The organism is Paenibacillus radicis (ex Gao et al. 2016), assembly GCF_014641555.1.
GTDB classification, from domain to species: domain Bacteria; phylum Bacillota; class Bacilli; order Paenibacillales; family Paenibacillaceae; genus Pristimantibacillus; species Pristimantibacillus radicis.
In genome coordinates this window covers 70,626-94,360 of sequence record NZ_BMHY01000014.1, presented here as the reverse complement: position 1 = coordinate 94,360, position 23,735 = coordinate 70,626, and the positions used below count along the sequence as shown (strand labels likewise).

The following is a 23,735-nucleotide window of genomic DNA, read 5'->3' as shown; positions in this document are numbered from 1 at the left end:
ATATACTCATTCTTAGAGAGAAGGGGAAGACAAACAGATGAACAAGAAGCATACGCTTAAAAACATGTTGATGCTGATGGTCGCTGCGGTTCTCGTGTTTACAGCCGCCTGTTCTTCGGGCAGCAAAAACACGGACAAGCAAGAGGGCGGCTCTAACGCCGAGACGGTGAAGCTCACCCAGGATGATAAAGGCTGGGAAGTGGACAAAAGCCCGATTACGTTTGACTGGTATATTAACTTTTCATGGTTTCCTAACAAATGGGGTGTAGACTCCACCTCGAAATATATTACGGAGAAAACAGGCGTAAACATCAACTTCATCGTGCCGGCAGGCAATGAAGCGGAGAAGATGAATACGATGATGGCTTCCGGCAGCCTACCTGATTTTATTACGCTGGGCTGGTATGAAGATGCGGTTAAGAAAATGATCGAAGGCGACTTGGTGCTTCCGCTCAACGAGCTTGCCGACAAGTATGACCCGTACTTCTATAAAGTAACCGATCCTGCGAAGCTTTCGTGGTACAAGCAAGAGAACGGCAATGTATACGGTTATCCGAACTCTTCTTCGTCACCTAAAGACTATGAGAAATTCGGCGACAACATTGCGTCCTCGCAAACCTTCCTGGTACGCAAAGACATGTATGAGGCGCTTGGCAAACCGGATATGCGTACGCCAGAGGGCTTTCTGAAAGCGCTGGATGATGCAAAAAAAATGTTCCCGAACGTGAACGGCCAGCCGCTTATCCCGCTGGGCATGTATGATTTCAACGATACGGGCAATGCTGCCCTGCAGCACTATATTCAAAACTTCCTTGCTATTCCTTACGAGAAGGACGGCCAGTTGTATGACCGGAATACCGATCCGGAATATGTGAAATGGCTGAAGACGATGCGTCAAGCGAACGAAAACGGTTTGCTGGCAAAAGATATCTTTATCGACAAACGCCCGCAAATGGAAGAGAAAATCGCACAAGGCCGTTACTTTGCCATGCTGTATGCAAGAACAGATTTGGCTAATCAGCAAAACGCGCTGTTTGCCAATGACCCAGAGTCGATCTACATTGCTGTAGACGGTCCAGCCAATGCGAATTTGGATCAGCCAACGCTTGCTGGCCCATCGATTTCCGGATGGACAGTCACGCTCATCTCCAAAGATGTGAAGGACAAAGCTCGCGCCATTCGTTTCCTGGACTACCTGATCTCTGAAGAAGGCCAGCATGACCTGTTCTTCGGCAAGCAAGGCGAAACGTGGGACAACATTGACGGCAAAGATCAATTTCTTCCAGAAGCGCTTGAGCTGATGAATAAGGATCGCGGCGCATTCGACAAGAAGTATGGCGCTTCCCATACGTTCTGGATGATGATGGACACGAACCTGACGCCAATCTGGAGCCCGCCGGCAGTTGAGCCTTTCAAGCAATTGGAGGATTGGACGTTCGGCAAGACGGTAAGTCTTTCGGAATTTGACCAGATCAACCCGACTGGCACTTCGCCAGAGGGGATTAAGAACACCAAGATTGATCAGGAATTCGGCAAAGTGCTTCCGAAGCTGCTGCTTTCGAAATCAGAAGCGGACTTTGATAAAGTATGGAATGACTTCCTGAAAAAACGCGATTCCCTCGGATTCAAAGAGGTACAAGCGTACAAACAGAAGAAATATGAGGAAAATGTAGCGAAGCTTAACGGCGCTGCGGAATAATCGGGCAATCGCCCTCGCGAGAGGGCAGGCCCTGCAAAGGGTACTCCAGAACCGGTAACGGGCTGGGGTGCTTTTTGTCGCATAAGGGGAAGAATAGCAACATAGAACAGCCGGACGGAAGTGATAGGGTAATGGGCAGAAATATGGCGCAATCGATTGCGCATTGGTTCAACCGCAGATCGATGCAGAGTCGTCTAGTTGCTGCGTATATCGTTATTTTGCTGCTGCCGAGTCTCTTGGTATCGAACTATTTGTTTAGTGAAATTCGCGAGAGCTATGGCAATGATACGCTGAAACAGGCGCAGTATTCGGTGGAGATGGAACGGGTGAACATTCGCAATCAGATTGAAGCGATGGAACGGGCTGCCCAGCTCACGATATCCGATTCCGAAATTATCGACTATATATCGAGGGAGGAAGAGCTCCCCGTCGAGGATCTGCTTGAGCTTTACCGCGGGCCGTTAACGGATATGATCAATATTCAAATCAACAATCCGAATATCGTTCATTTACGATTGTTTTCGAACAACCGCTATTTGTCTGAGGTTTGGCCGATTGTATTTCATGAGCGCCGCATTCAGAAAGAGCCTTGGTACAAACAATTGGAGGAGCTAAACGGCAAGGAGCTGTGGCTGTTTAAAAATGAGGATCCTGACATCCTGCATCGCAACGTCACCGATGGCACGAATCAGATGCCGAAGGTTTCCCTTATGCGCGTAATAGAGGCAGGGGGCAAACGTGTTGGTGTGATTGAGGTGTCGATGCTCCTCAAGCAATTCTCGCCGAAGGCATTCGCCAGCATTAAAGACGAGGGAAGCCAGATGATGATAGCCGACAGGAACGGGACGATCTTTATGGATGAGCAGCAATCGTTTGCAGGCGATAATCTGGAGCTTCGCGACGCTTTGCTGGAAACGTTCGGGAAGATGGAACAGCAGCAATTAAGCGAGATGCGTTTTGTCGTCGGCCAGCAACCCTATTTGCTCGTATCAGCACCGCTTGAGCAAGCCAATGCTTATATCCTCAATCTCGTTTCGCTGCAAGCCGTCAGCAAAGATATTTCCAAGGCGCAGGCGCAGATTATCGGGTTTAACGTCATTATTATCACCTTGCTTTCTGTCATTACCTATTGGCTGAACGCGATTATTCTTAAAAACTTGCGAAGATTGACCGAAGCGATGAAAAAGGTAAGGCGCGGCGAGATGCCGACCGGCTTGCCGCTTAGCGGCGGGGGCGAAATCGGTGAGCTTGCCCATCATTTCAATAAAATGATCCATACGATTAATGAGTTGATCGCTCAGGGTGTGAAGAAGCAGGCGCTGACCAAAGAAGCAGAGCTGCGTACGCTGCACAGCCAGATCGATTCCCACTTTCTATATAACACGCTCGAGAATATTAAGATGCTTGCGGAGATGGAAGATCAGCGCACCATATCCGATTCTCTTACTTCGCTTGGCGGCATGATGCGCTATAATTTCAAATGGTCAGGCGAGTACGTGAGTTTGCAGGACGAAATTCGTCATATTCAAAATTATATCGCCGTCATGAATATCCGGTTCGATGAGCCGATTGCGCTGGAGCTCCATATCCCGCCAGGCCTCATGGAGATCGAAGTGCTGAAGATGTCACTGCAGCCAATCGTTGAAAATGCCGTCAAGCATGCATGGTCGGGCACAGAAGAGGAACAAAGCGTTATTCGCATTGAGGTGGCCGAAGGGAAGGGTAGTTCGGGTGCCAGCGATAGCCGGGATGGCGGCATCATCATTACGCTTAGAGACAACGGCATGGGCATCGGGGAAGAACGATTGCAGAGATTGAATGAATGGGTGCAGTCCGGACACAGCCGCGAAATGTCTTTAAGCGGTCCCGGCAATGGCCAGCAAGCGATTGGAATCGGACTGCGCAACGTGCATGAGCGCATCCGGCTCTATTATGGCGAACCGTACGGTTTGCGGATATACAGCGTAGAGGGGCAATTCACAGAAGTGGTTATTACCCTGCCGAAAGTGCTGTTAATGGGAGGGAGTTCCGGATATGAGAAAAATGCTGATCGTAGATGACGAGAAAAATATTCGGCTAGGGCTCAAAATGATGATCGAAAGAGAGTTTCCGGACTTCTATGACATTCGGATGGCTGTTCATGGGCAAGATGCACTGGCCCAATACGAGAGCGAGCGGGCTGATATTGTCATAACCGACATTCGAATGCCGGTCATGGACGGACTAGAGTTGATTCGAAGGCTGATGAATGAGATGGAGAAGGGACAGGAGCCGCCGATCTTTATCATTCTAAGCGGCTATGACGATTTTGCTTATGCGAGAGCGGCGATAGAATATCAGGTGAAAAACTACCTCTTGAAGCCTATCCGCCGGGAAGAGCTGTTTGAGGCGCTGCGCAAAAGCGAAACGACGCTTCAGGCGCAAGCTGAATTGGCTGAGCGGGTCGCCGTAAGCGATACTTTCCGCGAGCAGCTGCAAATTAACCGGTTGAAGGAATGGTTTGGGCAAGACGGCAGCGTTGCCCTCGAGAAGGCAAGCGAGTTTGCAGAAAGCGTCGGCTTTGATACGTTCACCCGCCCGTTTACGGTGGCGGTGTTGAATGATAAATCGGAGAGCAGCGGCTCAATGAGCAAGGAGCAGTTCAAGCAGATGGCCGAAAATCTGCTGAAGCCGATGAAGGGCGTACTCGATGCTTCTTTTCTCGATAACGGAAACCGGCTCGTATTGATTGGAAGTCCGTCCTCGCAATTTGTGGAGCTGTACAAGCAAATTTGCAGCAATGAGCTTGTACATGTTGGCATCAGCGCAGAGGGTGAGAAGGCGGCGGATTTATTCCGCTGTTACAGACAAGCATCTGAGGCGCTGCAGTATTCCTTTCTGTATTCGAATTGCCGCCTGCTCCAGCATGAGGACATTGCAGGAGAAGCACGCGCCTATCCGGCTGCCCCGATTGAGGAAGTGCGCAAGCTTGGCAATATGCTGGGGACGGATCGCGAGCGGGAAATGTTGGAGCTGTTGAAGCAGATTTTTCATATCGAGGAGCTTCCCTTGGTCGATATCCAGTATTTGAAGCTAGCGGGTAAAATGATCAACGAGCAGGTGCTCGATGAAATATTCCGCATCTACGGTGAGGGGTCCATTGAGGTGCTTAAGCTGTATCGCAAAGTCGGAAGTATGGACAATTTCCGTACCTTCCATGACTATTACCGGAGTTTGGAGCTGCTGCTGTCCAGCGTAAACGATTATGTTCGAGGCATTCGCTCTGCTTATAGCGAGCATTCGGAGATTAACGCCGCGATTGCTTATATCGAGGAGTTCTACTACAAGCCGCTGAATATGGCCGTCGTCAGCAATCACGTCGGGCTGAACTACTCGTATTTCAGCGAGGCGTTCAAAGCCCATACCGGTGAAAGTTTTGTCTTGTTTTTGAAGAAAGTGCGCATTCGCAAAGGCAAAGAGCTGCTGCTGGAAGACAATCGCAAAACGCAGGATATTGGCAGCGCGGTTGGCTTCGAGAACAGCAAGCAGTTTTCCCGCGTGTTCAAGGAATTGGAAGGCGTGTCCCCGCAGGAGTATAAGATCAAGCTTCGTATGGATGCGCAACAGAGCTTGGGCGAAGGGACAGAGTGAGCCTGAGGGCGGTCAATTAACAAGAAAAGAGCTGGTCAAGGGGAAAGGGGTTTTACTCCCATTCTCTACTTGAACCAGCCCTTTTCTTTAAAGCGGGTAATCGCTTCGATGCGATTGCTGACGTCGAGCTTATCGAGGATGACGGAAATGTAATTGCGAACCGTTCCGGTCGTAATATAGAGCTCGCTGGCGATTTCCTTGGTGTTCTTGCCATCGGCGATCAAACCGAGTACTTCCTTCTCCCGTTCGGTGAGGGGGTTCTCCTCGCCGTATGCTTCGTCCATCAGCTCCGGGGCGTAGATACGACGCCCGGCTATCACGCTGCGAATTGAAGCCGCAAGCTCCTCACTGGGGCTGTCCTTTAACAGATAGCCGCTGACTCCCGCTTTGAGTGCACGGTCGAAATAGCCGCTGCGGGCGAAGGTAGTAAGGATAATGACTTTGCAGCCAGCGCCTTTCAGCTCTTCGGCGGCTTCCAGTCCGGTTTTTGCCGGCATTTCGATATCCATAATGACGACGTCCGGCTTATGAAGATGGACGAGCGCAACAGCCTCCTCGCCGTTTCCAGCCCGTCCGACGACCTGCATATCTTCCTCCAGATCAAGCAGCGACGCAAGTGCGCCAAGCAGCATCCGTTGATCCTCTGCGATGACGATTCGTATCATTACGCTCACCTCCTAAAGTTGATTGACGACATTGGGCACGCGAATGACGAGTGTCGTGCCTTGTCCTGTTGATACAATTTCCAGATTGCCGTTGACGAACTCCAGCCTCTCTTTGATCCCTTTCAGCCCGTTGCCGTTGCGGAAGCCGCTGCGCGTTGCATTTATGCCTTTGCCATTATCCTGTACCCGTAAAGCGAGATCGGTCCGAGTCGGTTCAATGGTAACGCAGCATGCTGTCGCTTCGCTGTGTTTGACGATATTGGTGACCGCTTCCTTCAGACACATGCTCAGCACGTTCTCATTCAGCAGTGAGGTATTGGCAAGCTTGGGGTCACCCTCAATCGCGAGTTCAATCTCGGCCGCTTTCAATATTTGATGGACGCGGTGGACCTCATCCTCCAGCCGGGTTCCCCGCATTTGGGTAACCAGTTCACGAACTTCTTTTAGTGCAGTCCGAGCCGTTTGCTGTACATCATGAATTTCGGCTTGGGCACGATTAGGGTCGCTTGCGACGAGCCTGCTGGCCAAATCGCTTTTTAACCCAATCAGACTGAGTTTCTGCCCTAGTGTATCGTGAAGGTCGCGTGCAATCCGCTGCCGCTCCTCCAGCTTCACCAGCTCGGAAATCCGTTTGTTGGCATCCTCCAGCTTCACCTCGAGCTTCTCTTGCTTGTTCCGGTTGTAGTTGTTGACGGGAAGGAGAATGACTACGATCAAGCTGATGAGGATGAACGGGAATTGGCTGAGCAGCGTGGAATTCGTCGATATAAAACCGTAGTTAATGGTAATAAAGGTTGTGACGAGATGGATCGTATAGAGCGAGATAAACCCTGCACGATTCCGGATATTGCCGATGAAAAAGGCGAGAAAAATGGAAAAGTAGACGTAGCTGAACAAGAGCGTCATCGCAATGGATATGACAATCTGCAAGCCCGTCCACATATAGACCTGCCAGCCTTTGGATACGAAAGAAAGGACATAGCAGGTAAAGAACAGCAGAACGAGCGCGACACCGTAGACGATATCGATTGTGGAAGAGGAACGGACAATGAAATAAAAGGGCAAGATACAGAATACGATCCAAACATAGGGGCTAAGCCCGGTGTTTTTGTGGAAAATCTGATGCCATTTATTCATACGCGTTCCTCCCTCCTCCGTTCGCTGTCTCTATAGATGTATTGTAGCATAAAAGTCAAATTCAGCTAGGACGGCGGACCGTCTTCGTTCCTGGTACAAGCTCGGGAACAATTCGTCTTACACGAATACGCTGCTTAACCTCACGGAAAGTGACGAAGTTTTTGGCTGCTTCATCCCATAGCTTGAAGCGGAGCGATTGGAGACTGGTGCGCAATGTAATTGTAGTTGCCTTATGAAGCGGCGGCGTTGCATTATGCGCGTCTTCCAAATAGTAATTCGGTACCTTCGGGCTCAAGTGATGGACGTGGTGGAAGCCAATGTTGCCAGTTAACCATTGCAGCACTTTTGGAAGCTTATAGTACGAGCTGCCTTCTACGGCTGCCTTAACGTAGCTCCACTCCTCTTCGTTCTCGAAGTAGGAATCCTCGAATTGATGCTGTACATAGAATAACCAAATGCCGAGCAAGCCTGACATGAAGAAGATCGGGCCGTGTACGAGCAGGAACGCTTGCCAGCCAATCGCCCAGCACAGCAGTGCGTACAGAACTACCATCGAAATATTGGTCACATACGTGTTAATCCGTTCTTTGCGTCTTGCACCCTTGCGGTTGAAGCGGTATTGAACAAGAAATACGGCAATGGGACCAAGTCCAAACATAACGAGCGGATGACGGTAAAAGCGGTAAGCCAAACGGCGCCACAGCGGAGCTGCTACATACTCGTCGACCGTTAGAATCCAAATGTCGCCGAGGCCTCTTTTGTCCAAGTTGCCGCTAGTTGCGTGGTGCATGGCATGACTGTATTTCCACTGGGCATAAGGGACATGAGTCAGAACGCCGGTTATCGTGCCCATGATGGCGTTGGCCCGTTTGTTCTTGAAGAAGGACCCGTGACAGCAGTCGTGGAAAATGATAAAGGTGCGAATAACGAAGCCTGAAGCGGCTATGCCGAGCACAATTGTGAGCCAGTAAGATACGGCAAGACTTGCATAGGCGGCGTACCAAAGCCCGAATAAAGGAACAAGCGTATTCACCAGCTGGCGAATGCTCGATTTCATATCGGTTTTTTCATAGGGAGCGATTTCTTTTTTTAATTGGATTTGTTTGGCTGCGGAATTCGAATGGTTTGTCATCGTATTCCCCCTCTGTTGGGATGAGTAAAGCAATGTTGTAAGGTCTTTTTTGGTGGTGTACTTGTTTTCTATCTTAATTGTAAAGAAAAGCGTCATCCCCTTGAAGTCATAAACGTCAAGGATAGGGTATGACAACTGTCATGGAGGCTGTGGTATAATCTGGTTTATTATCTTAGTTGAATGATTTGGAATGAAGAATAAAGGAGTTGCTTTTAAATGAAAAGAAGATATGAGATCAAGCATCCGCTGCATTTGCAGACCATGATTGGGATGAGTGCCTATCTCGTTGGTCAACTATTGCTGATCTATAGCTCGTTTACCCGCAACGGGTTTAATCCGTTATTTTATTTTGTCGTTATCCTGCTGGTTTTCTCGCTAACAATTACGGTTTATCTGATTTTGAGAAGGATGGCGAAGCCTTCGGAGATTCGGATGCTGGAGACAACGATGGATGTGCGGGGGCATGAAGTCGATGCGAAAAACGTAGATTGCATTATGATCGACGGTTATTTCCAGCCTGTTGTAGGCATTAGGCCGAAGGGGAGGAAGATCGTTCCGGGGCAGTTTACGTTCAGCTTCCACGTCAGCGGCAACGACGATGAAGCGATGAAGGCGTTGAAGGGCTGGGCCGAACATAATCAGATTCAAATTTATAACCGGAAGTTTCTGCGCTGGATTTAGTACCTCTGCTTGAAGGGGAAGGGGAAGAGGCTGGATGGGAGGATTTGCAGTTATTGCTGGTATAACGGTCTTAATTGTAGTGGGAACAATTTTTTATTTATTAAGATTGCAATCAACGATTCTGTAGCAGGCAAGATCCAGCAGGAACTTAGCGAAATGAATACGAGATGTCAGTTGCAGCAGGAAGAGCATGTTAGACAATTCGAGCAATTAAATGAGCTGCTTCGAGAGCAAAATGCACTACTGGCGGAAATAAAGGACAAATCGTTGTAACTATTTCCCGGTTTTTCACGTTAACTTTAGTAATGGAACTAAAGGTGAATATCGACCGGGAGGCTAGTGCAAATGGACAAGTGGGAATATAAAACGCTGAAGTTCAAAATCGGGAGCTTTTGGGGCGGCGTCAACGTGGATGAGCAGCAATTCGAAGACATTCTCAATGAGGCCGGCTCACAAGGCTGGGAACTCGTGTCGAGTGTAGATACGAGTCAGTACCAAGGACAGTCCAAAGATTTGATCGTCGTGATGAAAAGAAAAAGGACCTAAAGATGAGACGGCTGGTATTGTTTATTTTACTAAGCTGCTTGTTGTTGACGGGCTGTTCGGATGACAAATTTATGCTGCAATTAAAGCTTCATACTTTGGATGACGTCAAGCAAGGGATGCAGCAAGTGTCCATTCAAGGGGCAGAGACAGAAATGCTTGAAAGCTACCGTCTGACGTCTGCTAGAGATTCGGCAGCCTATGCATTCGACAACGGCGAACTGCTCTACGTATATGAGTTTGAAGCTCCCACGGAGGCACATGAGGGCATGAAGAAAATTGAGGAGCAAACTGCACTAGTTGACCTGGTGTATTCTCCTGTCATTTATAATGCAAACAATGTCATTCTGATTTATATGCAGAAGTACGGAGAAACGACCGGTAAACAGCCGGCTGTAGAAAAGCTTGCAAGCAGCCTCGGATGGCAAGTTTCAACGTCATAAGGTGAAGCTAGGATAGGCTGAGGCTGATAGGTTAGGAGGAATGGCTATGACGGCATGGCGTATATCGACGGGTATTTCCACTCTGATCTGTTTCGTCCTGTACCTTTCCCCTGTATTGGCTTACATGCTCCGCATTGAGGAAGCTCCTCTTGGCTACTTGTGGAGCCTTCTGTTTGGACTATCCGGCATCTTGTTTCTAGATCCTGGCTTGCGCATGCCCGCATGGTTGCGAAAGCTCGGCTGGGGCTGCAATATGATCGTGCAGATCGTATTGCTCTTGTTGACACTGGGGTATTTGCTGCAGGTGAAGGATGCCCGTCTGTTGTTCTGGGTGTACCCCGTCGTTCATTTGCTCGCAGCGGTGCTTCTAGCTGGCTTCGTCATCATTTATCGTCGAGGGGAGATCCGACCATGATCCCACTGTTTGCTGGGCAACAGCCTGACATGGAGGTTGTGGCCAACGGTGATCTTCGTGATAGTGAACCCGCTTCGTTAAATAACGAAGCGAATTTCGCTGTAGAGCTGGTGGGCGAGGGTCTTGAGTAAAAGAGCGAAGCAACTTTCGCTATTCGTGAACCTAGGTTCTCCAATAGCGAAGTCTGCTTCGCTCTTTCATTTTAGGGTGCCAAGTACATCAGCCATTAGCGAATATGGCTTCGCAAAATTGCGAACCAGCTTCGCTAATGGCAAGATGCAGAGCAAGCAATATGAATGGTGTAATGGTGCGAGTGGTACGAGTGGTGTACATGATGCGCTGGCCTATAAGGTAGTTAAAGTAACTAGTGATGTACGTGTTGAAGGTGCTGACATGATGTGAATCGGTTCAAATGATGCTAGTAGTGGGCGTGATGCTGGGGTATATGTTACTTAAAGTAACGGGTAGCATACATGGTGCAGGTGTGAACAATACGGCAGCGGTTGGTGATTGTCAGATAGCGAACCCGATTCGTTAAATAACGAAGCGAGATTCGCTGTAGAGCTGGTGGGCGAGGGTCTTGAGTAAAAGAGCGAAGCAACTTTCGCTATTCGTGAACCTAGGTTCTCCGATAGCGAAGTCTGCTTCGCTCTTTGGTGATGGAGGGGTATGCAAGTCAGCAATAACGAAAATGGGTTCGCAAATTTGCGAACCAGCTTCGCTAATGGGCTGAGCTTGCTGGGAATCGTGAAAATGATGCATTGCATGAAGATTTGTGAGTTCATCTGCCATCCGGACAGTCCAGTTGAGTGATCCAACTAACTGTGTAGGACATGCCTTACACCTTTATAGGCCGCCCGCGTATGCTCTTCCCTTGAGTCATATCCTTTTCCTTATGCTTCCTTACGCCTTAACCTCAGCGGCGCTGAAGCGGTTGGCTGGCTTGGGCAAGCCGAAGTGCTCGCGCAGCGTGCTGCCCTCATACTCCGTGCGGAACAGCCCTCGCTCCTGAAGGATGGGAACGACTAAATTGACGAAATCGTCCAATCCGTCCGGCAGCAGCGGAGCCATCAGCATAAAGCCGTCAGCGGCTCGTTCTTGGAACCAATGCTCCAGCGTATCGGCGATTTTCTCCGGCGTGCCGACCAGATGGTCGCCGCTGAAGGAGCCGGTCAACAAGGAGTACACCTCGCGGAGCGTCGGGTTTTCACGGGCGATGACAGGCTGATGCTTCTTGTAATCGGATTTTTTCTCATCGACCCGGTCGAGGCCAACATCTATTGCGCGCGATTCCAGCGTGAAGCCGCTAAAATCGACGGTGCGGAAATAATCAGCGAGGAACCCGATGCCTTGTTCATCCGTAATAAGCGCCTCCAACTGCCGGAGCTTCGCTTTGGCGGCTTCATCCGACTCGGCAATGATGGGCGAAATCCCTTGCAAAATATAGACATCCTCCGGCGATCTTCCGGCAGCGGCAGCTTTTTCTTTGAAGGAACGATAGAACGTCTGAGCGTCCTCAATATTGTATTTAATGGAGAAGATGACTTCTGCTGATTTGGCGGCAAAGCTTTGTCCGGCCTCCGAATTTCCGGCTTGGACAAGTACGGGATGTCCCTGCTGGGAACGGGCGATATTCAGCGGCCCTTGAACGGAGAAAAACTCGCCCTGATGGTTGATGCGATGCAGTTTGTCCGGATCGAAGAAGACGCCGCTGGCTTTATCCCGCTGGAAGGCATCGTCCTCCCACGAATCCCACAGCCCCTGAATAACCTCGACAAACTCTTCGGCACGCTTATAGCGGTAGCTATGCTCATAATGCTCCTGCCCGCCGAAATTAAGCGCGGTATTGCCTGACAAATCCCGGGTCGTGACAATATTCCAGCCTACGCGTCCCTTGCTGATATGATCGGCAGACAGAAGCAGACGTGCCAGATTGAACGGTTCGATATAGGAAGTGGACGCGGTAGCGACGACACCAATATGGGTCGTTGCACAAGCAAGCGCCGTAATGAGTGTAATCGGTTCGTAACGGTTGAGGATATTAGGGTGGGATTGCTCATTAATAGCGAGACTGTCTGCTATAAAAGCAATATCGAACTTGCCGCGTTCTGCCGTCTGAGCCAGCTTGCGATAATAGTCGATATCGATGCTTGCATCTGGTTGCGCATGGGGGTGACGCCAGCCGGCTACGTGCATACCAGTTCCGACTAAATAGGCGGAAAGATGAATTTGCCGTTTTCGTTGCGATGGTCCGGATTGCTGTTGGGATTGTGTCATTAAGAAGCCTCCTGTCGACGGGTGAAATTTCGTATCTATTTATCCAAGTTAATTCATAAGAATAATTGGCTATAATTTACCATCTTCCGAACAGAGCGTCAATGCTCAAATTATTTTACAACTAAGGTAATTGTTGTTTGAAAGCGAATTTTATTTACCATATCTAAAAAATCCGTAAACAAGTATTGACACTTCCTGGTTTGTGTTTTAAATTATAGAAAATCAATCGGCTTAGTTGGTTATAAAAGCGGCGAGTTGACCAGTACACTGGAAACTAAGCGCATTACCGGGCAATAGGGACGGTCATGCGCTTAGTTTTTTTCGTTTTAAAGACCAAAATCGGGGGAGAGGCAACATGATTGAGGTATCCAATCTAAGCAAGACCTATAAAACCGGCAAAGAAACGGTTACGGCATTGAGCAATATTAACCTAAGCATTCGTAAAGGCGATATTTTTGGCATCATCGGCTTCAGTGGTGCAGGCAAATCAACCTTGATTCGCTGTTTGAACCGGTTGGAGGAGCCGGATACAGGGCGCATCGTCATCGGGGATACGGTGATTACCGATCTGGATGACAAGGAGCTTCGGCTGGCGAGACGGAAGATCGGGATGATTTTTCAACATTTTAATTTGCTTGATTCTCAGACGGTATTTCAAAACGTTGCATTTCCGCTATCGGTAGCAGGCCACCCAAAGCCTTATATCCGGGAAAAGGTGAGAGCGCTGCTCGCGCTTGTCGGCCTGGAGGACAAAGAAAACGTTTATCCGTCCATGCTGAGCGGCGGACAGAAGCAGAGAGTCGGCATCGCAAGGGCGCTTGTCAACGATCCGGATGTGCTGCTCAGCGACGAGGCGACTTCATCGCTTGATCCGCAAACCACGTATTCAATTCTGGAGCTGCTTCAAGATATTAACGCCAAGCTGAACTTGACGATCGTGCTTATTACACACGAGCTGGACGTTCTGCAGCATGTATGCGATCGCATGGCGGTTATCGAATACGGCTCCATCGCCGAGACCGGCACGGTCGACAAACTGTTTCTCCAGCCGGAGAGCCATACAGCTAGACGCTTTGTCAGCATTATTGACTATTACCGCGACAAGCGATCCATTATTGAAGGGTTTGGTGCCGGCATATGAGAGATGACTTGCTTGATCTGCTATGGGAAGGCCTTAAAGAGACGCTTTATATGGTGGCATGGTCCTCCGTATTTGCGCTTTTAATTGGCATTGCGCTCGGAGTCACACTCGTGGTCACGGAACGAAACGGTATTTTAGCAGCGCCAACGCTTAACAAAATTATCGGGACGCTCATAAACGGCGTTCGTTCCCTTCCTTTCATTATTTTGATCGTTTTACTTCTGCCAGTGGCGCGTTTCGTGGTCGGCACTTCACTAGGGCCGACGGCTGCGATCGTATCGCTGTCCATAGGGGCAGCTCCTTTTCTAGGGCGAATCATTGAAAATTCATTGAAGGAAGTTAGCTCCGGTAAAATCGAGGCGGCGAAAGCGATGGGAGCTACTCCCTGGACGATCATTTTCCGCGTATTGATTCCTGAGGCGCTTCCGGCTCTTGTGCGAGGCATTACGATCGCGGTCATCGCCATTACGGAATTTACTGCCGTAGCAGGCGCAATAGGCGCGGGAGGCCTTGGCAGTCTGGCAATCCGATTTGGTTATCAGCGCTTCCGCGTAGACATTCTGATCGCTACTGTCATTGTCATCATTGCACTTGTGCAATTGATCCAATTTTCCGGCGACGGGGTAGCTAGATCAATTTTGAGGCGAAGAAGACAACTCTAAAAGATGGTTTTACGGCTATACCACATATACCGTTTAGCGAAAAAACAAAGGGAAAGTAGGAGAGAAATATGGTTAAAAAGCATGTATTTACGTTAACTGCACTACTGCTCGTCATTAGCGTGATCCTAGGGGGCTGCGGATCGAACGGCGGTAACAGCAAGGCGACGAACGCACCATCGCCTGAAGCGACGGTTGCACCGTCCGAACCAGCTGCAACAGACGCACCTCCGGCTGAGGTTACAATTAAAGTAGGCGCTGCGCCAGTGCCGCATGCGGAAATTTTGGAGTTCGTAAAGCCGATTTTGAAAGAGCAAGGCGTTAATCTGGAAGTCGTTATCCTGGATGACGAAGGCCAGCTCAATCCGGCGCTCAAAGAAGGCCAAATCGATGCGAACTATTTCCAGCACGTTCCTTACCTCGATTCCGTTAAGGATGAGAAGGGTTATGACTTTGCTGTAACGGCAAAAGTGCATGTCGAGCCAATTGGCTTCTATTCCGACAAGTTAAAGTCTAAGGATGAGCTGAAGGAAGGCGCGAAAATCGGCATTCCGAACAACCCGTCCAATGAATACCGTGCCTTGGTATTGCTGCAACAACAAGGCCTGATTAAGCTGAAAGACGGTTTGACGACGTATGAAGCAACGCCTAAAGATATCGTTGAAAATCCGCTGAAGCTGAAATTCGTAGAAGCAGATTCCGCAACGCTGCCAAGAGCGCTGCCAGACGTTGCCGGCGCGGTTATTAACACAAACCTTGTACTCGAAGCCGGTCTTGATCCGAAAAGCGCGCTCTTCCGCGAGGACGCGAATTCCCCTTACGCGAACATCATAGTCGTGCGTAAAGGCGACGAGAACCGTGATGAAATTAAGAAGCTGAGCGCAGCTCTGTTGTCACCAGAAGTGAAGAAATTTATTGAAGACAAATACGGTGTAGCCGTTGTTCCGGCATTCTAATTTTTGCAAGCTGCCATTTTAATCTTCATTAACCGAAACAGCGTCTCCCGTCATCCATGGCGGCGAGGCGCTGTTTCATGATAAAATGCTCTTCAAAAAGGTACGGCAAACCGTCAGGAAGGACGAGCTGCGATGATCAAGCTTTTGGAGACTTATACGTTAAGAGATGCCGAGTGGAATGATCTGCCCCGCATCGTAGACATTTACAATTCCACGATTGAATCCCGTCAGGTAACGGCCGATCTGGAGCCGGTAACGGTAGAAAGCCGTCAAAAATGGTGGGAGGAGCATTCACCAGAAGCAAGGCCGCTATGGGTGCTGGAGGAGAATGGAGCCATTATCGCTTGGCTTAGCTTTCAATCTTTCTATGGACGGCCGGCTTATCAGGCGACAGCCGAACTAAGCATATATATCGCGCAGGAGCAGCGAAGCCGCGGAATCGGTTCATTGCTCATTCGGGAAGCGCTTGAAGCTTGTCCAAGTCTGAATATCCGCACGCTGCTTGGCTTTATTTTCGGACATAACGAACCGAGTCTTGGGCTGCTTGGGAAGTTTGGCTTCGAGCGATGGGCGCATTTGCCAAGGGTGGCGGAACTTGACGGTATTGAGCGGGATCTTATTATAGTAGGAAAACGAGTCGAATAGCCCGATCAAGCCCACGTCTCACCTCTCCATTCTGCATGAGAAACAAAATGCAAAAATGCATGCTGATGTGGCTCAAACGATCCAAAACAGCCTTCAAAATGCAAAAGTGCATTTGAAATGACTCAAATTCGCTCTTTAAGGGTAATTTGGGCTAATCAAAATGCACATTTGCATTTTGATGCGGTAAATTGAGGATCAAGCGGCTGACAACATGCAGATTTACATTTTGTTCGATATTTGTTGCAGTTTACAGCCTAAACTTAGAAATAGAGTCAGAGGCGCATCAGAAGGGATGCGTCTTTTTGTTGCAGACAAGAACATATCAGCAATGGTAATATGTTCCTATCTAAACAGAATGGAAAAGGAGGGAATTTGGTGGATAGTGGTACAGGTGGTTTAGTGGTTCTATGGCCGATCATTTTAATGGGCCTCATTTATATTCCAATTCTTGCTCTTGGCATTTACATGTCGGTTTTGTTCATTAAATTGGCTCGCAGGGGAATTGCCGCCCTTGATATTTACTTAGCGGAAAAAGGACGGAGATTCTAAAGTGGAGCAAGGGCAAACAAAGCTTTCACCATGGTTAGCGGTCTGGATTCGGCCAAGGGAGACGGTGCGGGAGCAGCTCGATACCGGACAGCCCATTAAATGGATGATTCCGATTGCGCTTGGAGCCGGTATTTTAAATGTGCTGGACAGGGCTTCAAGCAGATCCATGGGAGATACGATGTCTATGGGGGCGCTATTAGCGCTTGTCATTATTGGCGGTATGATAGCCGGTCTGGTCGGTTTATATCTCGGCAGCGCAATATTCGTCTGGATAGGCAAGTGGCTTGGCGGTGAGGGCAGCTATTCGGATCTTCTTACGGCGTTGACCGTGGGAAATTTAATGCCATCGATAGGAATGGGGATTTTGTGGATTCCCAAACTTCTGCTATATGGTAAGGATAATTTTACGAGTATATCTCCGTCCATTAATGCGTATCCAATGTTAGATTATATGCTGCTAATGGTTAGTCTCTTATTAACAATATGGAACCTTATCATTTCGTTGCATGCAGTAGGAGAAGCTCATCAGTTCTCTGCATGGAGAGCTCTGGGCAGCGTTGCCATCTTATTCGGAATGATCATAGGCGTTGCTCTTATTGTTGGCATTTTTACTTCCATCTTTACCGTTTTTTGAGCCGCTTCAGAGGCTTCCCTTCTTGGCAAGCGAATTTCAGGATGGTTTTGTAAGCCAAAATGAATTATTCTGAAATTAGCTATTTTTGACGTGCATATCAGAAGGGAGTACGACCCATTGAGTAAATTTTGGAGTCCGCTTGCCGCTTCTCTGGTTCCTTACGTGCCAGGAGAACAGCCAAAGGACAAAAAATATATAAAGCTGAATACGAATGAAAATCCGTACCCGCCGTCTCCGAACGTACTTGAGGCGATAAAAGCAGCAGCCAATGAGGATTTACGGCTGTATCCCGATCCGACCTGCGGAGAGCTGTCAAGCGTCGTAGCGGATTATTTTGGGCTGAAACCAAATCAGGTCTTCTTAGGCAACGGTTCGGACGAAGTGCTGTCGTTTGCTTTTGCCGCTTTCTTTGATCCGGCCAAACCGGTATTGTTTGCGGATATTACATACAGCTTCTATAAAGTGTATGCGGAATTTTATGGCCTGAAGGCGGATTTAATTCCGTTGGACGAGCAGCTCCGCATGCCGCTTGCATTGTTCAACCGGGAGAACGGCGGGATCGTCATACCGAATCCGAACGCTCCTACAGCGATGCTCATTCCAGTGGATGAGTTTCGTGCTCTTCTCGAGCAAAATGCCGATCAAGTCGTCATCATTGACGAAGCCTACATCGACTTCGGCGGCGAATCTGCGGCTAAGCTGGTAAATGATTACCCGAACGTGCTTGTCGTTCAGACGTTGTCTAAGTCGCGCTCACTGGCCGGCTTGCGTGTCGGTTGGGCGCTTGGCAGCGAAGAGCTGATCGATGGATTGAACCGGGTCAAAAACTCGTTCAATTCGTATACGATTGATCGGCTTGCACTGGCTGGCGCTATCGCGGCCATCAAGGATGAGGCTTATTTCCAAGAGACAGCCGCTAAAGTAAATGCAACACGCGACGCGGTTGCTGCGGAGCTTAAATCCATCGGCTTTCACGTCACGGATTCCAAAGCAAATTTCGTCTTTATTTCGCATCCGAATGTGGATGCTGAAGCGATCTTCCTGCAGCTTCGCGAGCAAGGCATTCTCGTCCGTTATTTCAAGCAGCCAAGAATCGACCGCTTCTTGCGTGTAACGATCGGCACGGATGAGGAGATGGAAGCTTTTCTGAAAGCTGTGAGAGGCATCGTGGCGCCGTAATGGATGCGGAGAAGAAACGCAGTTTCCGGAGAGCAACATTAATTGCCGTGCTTGCAAGCGTTATTTATGCTTTAATCGGGAATACTTTTTTTAACATGGCTTACTACAGCGACGCCATCTTTAACAACAGCTATTGGATTGCTGCGGTGCTGGCAGCGTTGTACGCCGTACCTGTCGTCATCTGGTTTCGCAACAGATACTGGTATTTTCCATTGTTTATACCGGTGCTGTGGGTGCCGTTTGTGGTGATTACAGGCTTCATATTTCCTCGGCTGCCAGAGGGCGCAATGGGCGGAGGCATGCTTCTCCTATTCATCCATATTTTGAATTTGGGAGCGGTCGCGCTTGGTGTGGCTTTAGGGATGACGGTCAACGCCATCATGGCTGCTTGGCGAAAGCTCAACAGGGAAATAAAGGCGCAATAGCCTATTTCCTTTTTATTAATTCTTCGTGTTATAATGAGGACAAGTGACTGGTTCGGATTTTTTTTGGTTTGAGTATATGAACGTCGTCAGTCTAATAATTAGGAGGTTTATTGTTGAATAATAAAAAAGAAAACAAGCTATCCATTTTTGCCTTAGGCGGCGTAGGCGAAATTGGTAAAAATATGTACGCAGTACAATATGCGAACGATATTATTGTAATTGATTGCGGTTCCAAGTTCCCCGATGAAGAGCTTCTGGGCATCGATATTATCGTGCCGGACATCTCTTATCTCATCGAGAACAAAGACAAAGTTAGAGCGCTGCTCATCACGCACGGACATGAAGATCACATCGGCGGATTGCCTTATATTCTGAAGCAGCTTAGTCTGCCGGTATATGCAAGCCGGCTGACCATGGGCTTGATCGAAGGAAAGCTGAAAGAAGCCGGCCTGCTCGGCACGACGGAAAGAACGTTGATTCATTCCGACTCCGTGCTCAAGCTGGGCTCGATGACAGCTTCGTTCTTCAAGACGAATCACAGTATTCCGGACTCCTTGGGCGTCGTGCTCGACACTCCGGAAGGCGTTGTGGTTCATACGGGGGACTTTAAATTCGATCAAACACCGGTTGGCGACTATCATGCGGATATTCATCGGATGGCGGAGATCGGAAGTAAAGGCGTTCTTGCATTGCTCTCTGAGAGCACGAATGCAGAGCGTCCCGGCTTTACCCCTTCAGAGCGCATCGTTGGCGCGAATTTCATCGACGCTTTCCGCAAAGCGGAGCGCCGTGTTATCGTATCGACTTTCGCTTCGAACGTGCACCGGCTTCAGCAAGTTATTGATGCCGGCCACGTAACCGGACGCAAGCTGGCTGTTATTGGCCGCAGTATGGTAAACATGATTACGATTGCATCAGAGTTAGGTTATTTGAACATTCCGGACGGCATGCTCATTGAGCCGAACGAGGTCAACCGCTATGCGGACAACCAAGTCGTTATTCTATGTACCGGCAGCCAAGGCGAACCGATGTCTGCGCTCACGCGCATGGCTCGCTCGAATCATCGTCAAGTGGAAATTCTCGAAGGCGATACCGTAATTATCTCCGCTACCCCGATTCCGGGCAACGAGCGGAGCATCGGCCGTACTGTAGATGAATTGTTCCGTCTGGGAGCGAATGTCATTTACGGTTCCGGTTCTGCAACCGGCATGCACGTATCCGGCCACGGCAGCCAAGAAGAGTTGAAGCTGATGCTTCAACTGATGGCTCCGAAATACTTTATTCCAATTCACGGCGAGTACCGGATGCAATTGCATCATAAGAAGCTTGCTGTTGCGGTAGGCGTCGAAAGTGACAATATCTTTATTGTTGATAACGGCGAAATCGTGGAAATTGTGGGCGGCGATGCCCGCAAATCAGGTAAAGTACCGGCAGGCAATACGTATATCGACGGTCTTGGCATCGGCGATGTCGGCAATATCGTCCTTCGCGACCGCAAGCATCTTTCCCAAGACGGCATTCTTGTCGTCGTTGTAACAATCAGCAAACAGGACAAAACGATCAAATCGGGACCGGATATCATTTCCCGCGGCTTCGTATACGTACGCGAGTCGGAGGGGCTGCTTGAAGAAGCGGGCCGAATTGTATCGAGAACGATAACGAAATCCATCAGCGACAACGTCAATCAATGGACGACGCTGAAATCAAATGTCAAAGACTCGCTCGGACGGTTCCTATACGAGCAAACGAAAAGAAAGCCGATGATTCTTCCTATCATCATGGAAGTGTAATCGGCGCCTAACCAGTCCACTTTTACTTTTGATTAGTGAGCCGATACAAATTAAAGCCTTGCTCAGCAGGCGGCCTAGCCGCCTGTACGAGCGGGGCTTTTTGCGTGCTGTGAAAACTTTATGAAAGGGTTTGGCCAGGGGTTGACTTTTATGCAGGAAGGTCATAAAATAGCGTGAGACTAACGTTCGTTAGGTAAGGGAACATTAACGTATAGGCTGCTTCGGCCAATGAAAACGGGAAAGGATTGATCCTATGCTGCCGCCTTCGAGTGGGAAAAGTACGTCTGAGAAAATCATACAAGCAGCTTTGGCGATGTTTGCCGACTCCGGGTATGAAGGGACATCGATGTCGGAGATTGCGAAAGCCGTGGGCATCAAAACGCCATCCATTTACGCGCATTTCAAATCAAAGGAGCAGTTGTTTCTTCAATTAACGGAAGAAGGAAAGGCTGAGGAACAGGAAGCTTTTCAGAAATGCTTAAAACAATCCGAAGAGATGGCCGCTAAAGAGCGGATAGAGCAAGCATTTGATTTTTTCACCGATTTCAGTCAACTGACAGCCGGCCAATCTTTTCTAAAGCGTTCCATGATGGTGCCGCCCCGCCATTTGCGCGATCAGCTCCGGATAAACTTTATGGCGTATGAATCAGAATTGAATGTACATTTAGAGCAATTATTTATACAGGGTATTGAAGAAGGACTGTTTCCTAGGCAAGATGTGAAGCGAATGGTTGCGCAGTTTTATAATGCCATAGACGGCTTGATGGTGGAGTATCAGATTTATGATGATTTATTATTTCATGACCGGAAACGAATAATAGGGGAGTCGTTGATGCGAATGTGGACAGCGGCTGCAACGACGTAGGAGGAGAATGATTATGGCTTGGGTTTATTTGATTTTGGCTGGGTTGTTAGAGGTTGGCTGGACGTTTGGTTTAAAGGAGTCGAAAGGATTTACAGTACTGGTTCCAAGTGTGATTACTATTGTCCTTATCATTATTAGCTTCATGCTGCTGGCTCGTGTCATGCGATATATTGAAATCGGAACCGCTTATGCGATCTTTACCGGAATTGGGACGGTCGGTACCGTTATCCTGGGCATCGCGCTCGGCGATTCTGCCGATCCGCTCAAACTGATGTTCCTGGGCATTCTGGTTATTGGTATAGTCGGATTGAAGCTGGTATCGGGAGATAAGGCGGAAGACAAGACGGACAATTCAGATTCAACGACTCGCGACGGAATAAGCTTATCTGCTTCGGAGGCAGCTTCCGGAAAGGAGAGAGCATAAGATGGCATGGTTATTTCTTATTTTATCGGGCCTTGCAGAAGTCGGAGGCGTTACTTCGATGAAGCTGTCGGATGGGTTCCGCAAATGGAAGGGAACGGTCGGGGCTGTTATTTTCGGTTTCTTCAGCTTCTACTTGCTGTCGAAAGCGCTGGAGGGAATTCCTCTGAGCACCGGTTACGGCATTTGGACGGGAATCGGGGCGGTTGGAAGTGTACTTCTTGGTATGGCACTGTTCGGCGATTCGCGGAGCTGGAAGAAGCTCTTCTTCGTAGGCTTAATTATTATCGGGGTCATTGGGTTGAAAATGACGGGCGGCAGTCACTAAGCCGCAGCGGAGCAAAAGCAAAGCAAAAGACCAGACGACGGAACGTAATTATCCCGATGTCTGGTCTTTTTTTGGGGAAAAAGCAGGCGGCAGCCGTCGTACGGCGCCGCCCTTAGAGGGTATGCGGAATGGGTCAAGCTTCGGGCTCCAGACCGGATCTTGCAGTCTTTCGCCTCTGCGGAGACAAGGGAAAAGATGATTAGTGATCCCCGTCGAACGTTGCGAGCAATTCCCTTGCCCGGCTTTCATCCTGCTGCAGAACATGAATTCGTTTCAGACCGTGGTCTTCCAGCGTTATTTTCGATTTCACTCCATTCTCTTTGAAGTGTGCTTGAAGTCTGTCAATCAGATCAGCCCGAGAACCGCCTTCGGTTCTGATGGCGATCCACTTTTTCCACCATAGCAGTGCCATCATGCGCACCTCCCCGCCTTGCACAGAGTAGCCATTCCGTACATATGTATTCCGCAGGACGGTGCAAACATGACAGCTGCTGGCAGTTTGACCGAAAAAAATCTAATAGTCATGGTGTGATCTTGCGAATAATGGTAAAATGATCGGCGTAAGCAGCCTGTTAAATAAAGAAAATAGGGGCTTCCGGCGCTAGGCGTATAAATGACACGTACAAATCGCAACCTAAGTGAGCATTCGGGCGGCCTGGCTATTGACAAGAGTAACTGTAATTGATAATATTACAGTATGAAGCAGGGAGGCCGTTCACATTGAACAGCGAATTTACGATTGCCGTACACAGTCTCGTGTACCTAGCTTATCTGCCTGAGCGGATGGCCAGCAGCGAGATGATCGCCCATAACGTCGGAACGCATTCCGCCCGAGTACGTAAAGTAATGAGCGGTTTGCGCAAAGCCGGATATGTCGATACGCGCGAAGGCGCGGGAGGCGGATACAAGCTGACCATGGATCCGAACGTCGTCACTTTAGGCGATATATACAAGGTAATGGCGCAAGGCTCGCTAATTCCGAGCTGGTGCACGGGAGATCCGGGCATGGATTGCGTCGTTGGCTCGAATATGAACCAGGTGATGTTCGGTATTTTTTGCAAAGCGGAAAAGCAGCTTGAATCACATTTCACTGGCATTACGATTCAGGATGTGCTGAGCCAAATCCACGCTTGCGGATAGCTGATTCACGAGTATGGTGTAACGGGTATTTCCCTTTATAATAACTTTATCTCGAGAGGATGATTGACAATGGCAGTAGCATTGACGAAAGACAACTTTCAATCAAGCGTAGAAAGCGGAGTATCCTTGGTAGATTTCTGGGCGCCATGGTGCGGACCTTGTAAAATGCAGCTTCCAATCGTTGAAGAATTGGCAACTGAGCTTGACGGCCAAGCAACGATCGGTAAAATCAACGTTGACGAGCAGCCTGAACTTGCTTCCCAATTCGGCGTAATGAGCATTCCTACGCTGATCCTGTTCAAAGACGGTCAACCTGTTGATAAAATGGTAGGCCTGCAAAGCAAAGACGCTCTGAAAGCTAAAATTTCGAGCCAACTGTAA

28 protein-coding genes are annotated in these 23,735 nt (G+C 48.9%); 23 read left to right on the top strand and 5 right to left on the bottom strand.

Features of this window, described 5'->3' with window-relative positions; translation table 11 throughout:
- Positions 1 to 37 precede the first annotated feature (37 nt).
- The 3 genes from IEX98_RS24620 (at position 38) to IEX98_RS24610 (ending at position 5,329) form a co-directional block, all read left to right on the top strand.
- A complete protein-coding gene (locus tag IEX98_RS24620) occupies positions 38 to 1,699 on the top strand; it encodes an extracellular solute-binding protein (RefSeq protein ID WP_188892350.1) in 1,662 nt (553 codons plus the stop codon).
- Between the two features lie 131 nt (positions 1,700 to 1,830).
- The gene (locus IEX98_RS24615) at positions 1,831 to 3,759 is read left to right on the top strand and encodes a sensor histidine kinase (protein ID WP_188892349.1); all 1,929 of its coding nucleotides are present in this window, start codon (positions 1,831 to 1,833) and stop codon (positions 3,757 to 3,759) included.
- Positions 3,734 to 5,329 (top strand): response regulator, encoded by a 1,596-nt coding sequence (locus IEX98_RS24610; protein WP_188892348.1) that lies wholly within the window; start codon positions 3,734 to 3,736, stop codon positions 5,327 to 5,329. Before IEX98_RS24615 ends, IEX98_RS24610 begins: the two co-directional genes overlap by 26 nt.
- A gap of 65 nt (positions 5,330 to 5,394) precedes the next feature.
- Here IEX98_RS24610 and IEX98_RS24605 read toward each other — a convergent pair whose 3' ends face one another.
- From IEX98_RS24605 to IEX98_RS24595, 3 genes are all read right to left on the bottom strand, one after another.
- Positions 5,395 to 5,994 carry a response regulator transcription factor gene (locus tag IEX98_RS24605; RefSeq protein ID WP_188892347.1) on the bottom strand — a complete coding sequence of 200 codons (600 nt, stop codon included), beginning with the start codon at positions 5,992 to 5,994 and terminating at the stop codon, positions 5,395 to 5,397.
- Between the two features lie 12 nt (positions 5,995 to 6,006).
- Positions 6,007 to 7,131: a sensor histidine kinase gene (locus IEX98_RS24600; RefSeq protein ID WP_188892346.1), complete on the bottom strand. Its 1,125-nt coding sequence runs from the start codon at positions 7,129 to 7,131 to the stop codon at positions 6,007 to 6,009.
- 61 nt (positions 7,132 to 7,192) lie between these two features.
- A complete protein-coding gene (locus tag IEX98_RS24595; protein ID WP_188892345.1) occupies positions 7,193 to 8,263 on the bottom strand; it encodes a fatty acid desaturase in 1,071 nt (356 codons plus the stop codon).
- A gap of 216 nt (positions 8,264 to 8,479) precedes the next feature.
- Here IEX98_RS24595 and IEX98_RS24590 point away from each other — a divergent pair, with 216 nt between their 5' ends.
- The 6 genes from IEX98_RS24590 to IEX98_RS24570 all read left to right on the top strand — a co-directional run bounded on the left by IEX98_RS24590 (position 8,480) and on the right by IEX98_RS24570 (position 10,747).
- On the top strand, positions 8,480 to 8,944 hold the full coding sequence (locus IEX98_RS24590; protein ID WP_188892344.1) for a hypothetical protein: 465 nt from the start codon (positions 8,480 to 8,482) through the stop codon (positions 8,942 to 8,944).
- Between the two features lie 345 nt (positions 8,945 to 9,289).
- A complete protein-coding gene (locus tag IEX98_RS24585) occupies positions 9,290 to 9,490 on the top strand; it encodes a DUF4177 domain-containing protein (RefSeq protein ID WP_188892343.1) in 201 nt (66 codons plus the stop codon).
- A 2-nt stretch (positions 9,491 to 9,492) separates the two neighbouring features.
- Positions 9,493 to 9,930 (top strand): hypothetical protein, encoded by a 438-nt coding sequence (locus IEX98_RS24580; RefSeq protein ID WP_188892342.1) that lies wholly within the window; start codon positions 9,493 to 9,495, stop codon positions 9,928 to 9,930.
- A gap of 46 nt (positions 9,931 to 9,976) precedes the next feature.
- On the top strand, positions 9,977 to 10,345 hold the full coding sequence (locus IEX98_RS24575; RefSeq protein WP_188892341.1) for a hypothetical protein: 369 nt from the start codon (positions 9,977 to 9,979) through the stop codon (positions 10,343 to 10,345).
- On the top strand, positions 10,342 to 10,476 hold the full coding sequence (locus tag IEX98_RS29385) for a hypothetical protein (protein WP_268237841.1): 135 nt from the start codon (positions 10,342 to 10,344) through the stop codon (positions 10,474 to 10,476). Before IEX98_RS24575 ends, IEX98_RS29385 begins: the two co-directional genes overlap by 4 nt.
- Positions 10,469 to 10,747 carry a hypothetical protein gene (locus IEX98_RS24570; RefSeq protein ID WP_188892340.1) on the top strand — a complete coding sequence of 93 codons (279 nt, stop codon included), beginning with the start codon at positions 10,469 to 10,471 and terminating at the stop codon, positions 10,745 to 10,747. The genes IEX98_RS29385 and IEX98_RS24570 overlap by 8 nt, the downstream gene beginning before the upstream one ends.
- Positions 10,748 to 11,248: 501 nt before the next feature.
- Here the strand turns inward: IEX98_RS24570 and IEX98_RS24565 are convergent.
- Positions 11,249 to 12,622: an LLM class flavin-dependent oxidoreductase gene (locus IEX98_RS24565; protein ID WP_188892339.1), complete on the bottom strand. Its 1,374-nt coding sequence runs from the start codon at positions 12,620 to 12,622 to the stop codon at positions 11,249 to 11,251.
- A 355-nt stretch (positions 12,623 to 12,977) separates the two neighbouring features.
- Between IEX98_RS24565 and IEX98_RS24560 the strand changes: the two genes are divergently transcribed.
- From IEX98_RS24560 to IEX98_RS24505, 12 genes are all read left to right on the top strand, one after another.
- Positions 12,978 to 13,763, top strand: a complete 786-nt coding sequence (locus IEX98_RS24560; RefSeq protein ID WP_188892338.1) for a methionine ABC transporter ATP-binding protein — start codon at positions 12,978 to 12,980, stop codon at positions 13,761 to 13,763.
- Positions 13,760 to 14,425 (top strand): methionine ABC transporter permease, encoded by a 666-nt coding sequence (locus IEX98_RS24555; RefSeq protein ID WP_188892337.1) that lies wholly within the window; start codon positions 13,760 to 13,762, stop codon positions 14,423 to 14,425. The genes IEX98_RS24560 and IEX98_RS24555 overlap by 4 nt, the downstream gene beginning before the upstream one ends.
- A gap of 68 nt (positions 14,426 to 14,493) precedes the next feature.
- Positions 14,494 to 15,378: a MetQ/NlpA family ABC transporter substrate-binding protein gene (locus tag IEX98_RS24550; RefSeq protein ID WP_188892336.1), complete on the top strand. Its 885-nt coding sequence runs from the start codon at positions 14,494 to 14,496 to the stop codon at positions 15,376 to 15,378.
- Positions 15,379 to 15,510: 132 nt separating this feature from the next.
- Entirely contained in the window at positions 15,511 to 16,023 is a 513-nt protein-coding gene (locus IEX98_RS24545; RefSeq protein WP_188892335.1) for a GNAT family N-acetyltransferase, read from the top strand.
- A gap of 375 nt (positions 16,024 to 16,398) precedes the next feature.
- Entirely contained in the window at positions 16,399 to 16,572 is a 174-nt protein-coding gene (locus IEX98_RS24540; protein ID WP_188892370.1) for a hypothetical protein, read from the top strand.
- A 1-nt stretch (position 16,573) separates the two neighbouring features.
- On the top strand, positions 16,574 to 17,206 hold the full coding sequence (locus IEX98_RS24535) for a Yip1 family protein (protein ID WP_188892334.1): 633 nt from the start codon (positions 16,574 to 16,576) through the stop codon (positions 17,204 to 17,206).
- 117 nt (positions 17,207 to 17,323) lie between these two features.
- Positions 17,324 to 18,385 (top strand): histidinol-phosphate transaminase, encoded by a 1,062-nt coding sequence (gene hisC / locus IEX98_RS24530; protein WP_188892333.1) that lies wholly within the window; start codon positions 17,324 to 17,326, stop codon positions 18,383 to 18,385.
- A 95-nt stretch (positions 18,386 to 18,480) separates the two neighbouring features.
- Entirely contained in the window at positions 18,481 to 18,810 is a 330-nt protein-coding gene (locus IEX98_RS24525) for a hypothetical protein (RefSeq protein WP_188892332.1), read from the top strand.
- Positions 18,811 to 18,920: 110 nt separating this feature from the next.
- Positions 18,921 to 20,600, top strand: a complete 1,680-nt coding sequence (locus tag IEX98_RS24520; RefSeq protein WP_374705381.1) for a ribonuclease J — start codon at positions 18,921 to 18,923, stop codon at positions 20,598 to 20,600.
- Positions 20,601 to 20,853: 253 nt separating this feature from the next.
- Positions 20,854 to 21,465 carry a TetR/AcrR family transcriptional regulator gene (locus IEX98_RS24515; RefSeq protein ID WP_188892330.1) on the top strand — a complete coding sequence of 204 codons (612 nt, stop codon included), beginning with the start codon at positions 20,854 to 20,856 and terminating at the stop codon, positions 21,463 to 21,465.
- Between the two features lie 13 nt (positions 21,466 to 21,478).
- Complete coding sequence (locus tag IEX98_RS24510; protein ID WP_188892329.1) at positions 21,479 to 21,889, top strand: DMT family transporter; 411 nt, start codon at positions 21,479 to 21,481, stop codon at positions 21,887 to 21,889.
- A 1-nt stretch (position 21,890) separates the two neighbouring features.
- The gene (locus tag IEX98_RS24505) at positions 21,891 to 22,214 is read left to right on the top strand and encodes a DMT family transporter (protein WP_188892328.1); all 324 of its coding nucleotides are present in this window, start codon (positions 21,891 to 21,893) and stop codon (positions 22,212 to 22,214) included.
- Between the two features lie 199 nt (positions 22,215 to 22,413).
- Here IEX98_RS24505 and IEX98_RS24500 read toward each other — a convergent pair whose 3' ends face one another.
- A complete protein-coding gene (locus tag IEX98_RS24500) occupies positions 22,414 to 22,629 on the bottom strand; it encodes a hypothetical protein (protein ID WP_229692369.1) in 216 nt (71 codons plus the stop codon).
- A 305-nt stretch (positions 22,630 to 22,934) separates the two neighbouring features.
- Here IEX98_RS24500 and IEX98_RS24495 point away from each other — a divergent pair, with 305 nt between their 5' ends.
- The gene (locus tag IEX98_RS24495; protein ID WP_188892327.1) at positions 22,935 to 23,354 is read left to right on the top strand and encodes an RrF2 family transcriptional regulator; all 420 of its coding nucleotides are present in this window, start codon (positions 22,935 to 22,937) and stop codon (positions 23,352 to 23,354) included.
- 69 nt (positions 23,355 to 23,423) lie between these two features.
- Positions 23,424 to 23,735, top strand: coding sequence for a thioredoxin (trxA, locus tag IEX98_RS24490; protein ID WP_042170322.1), 312 nt, complete (start codon positions 23,424 to 23,426; stop codon positions 23,733 to 23,735).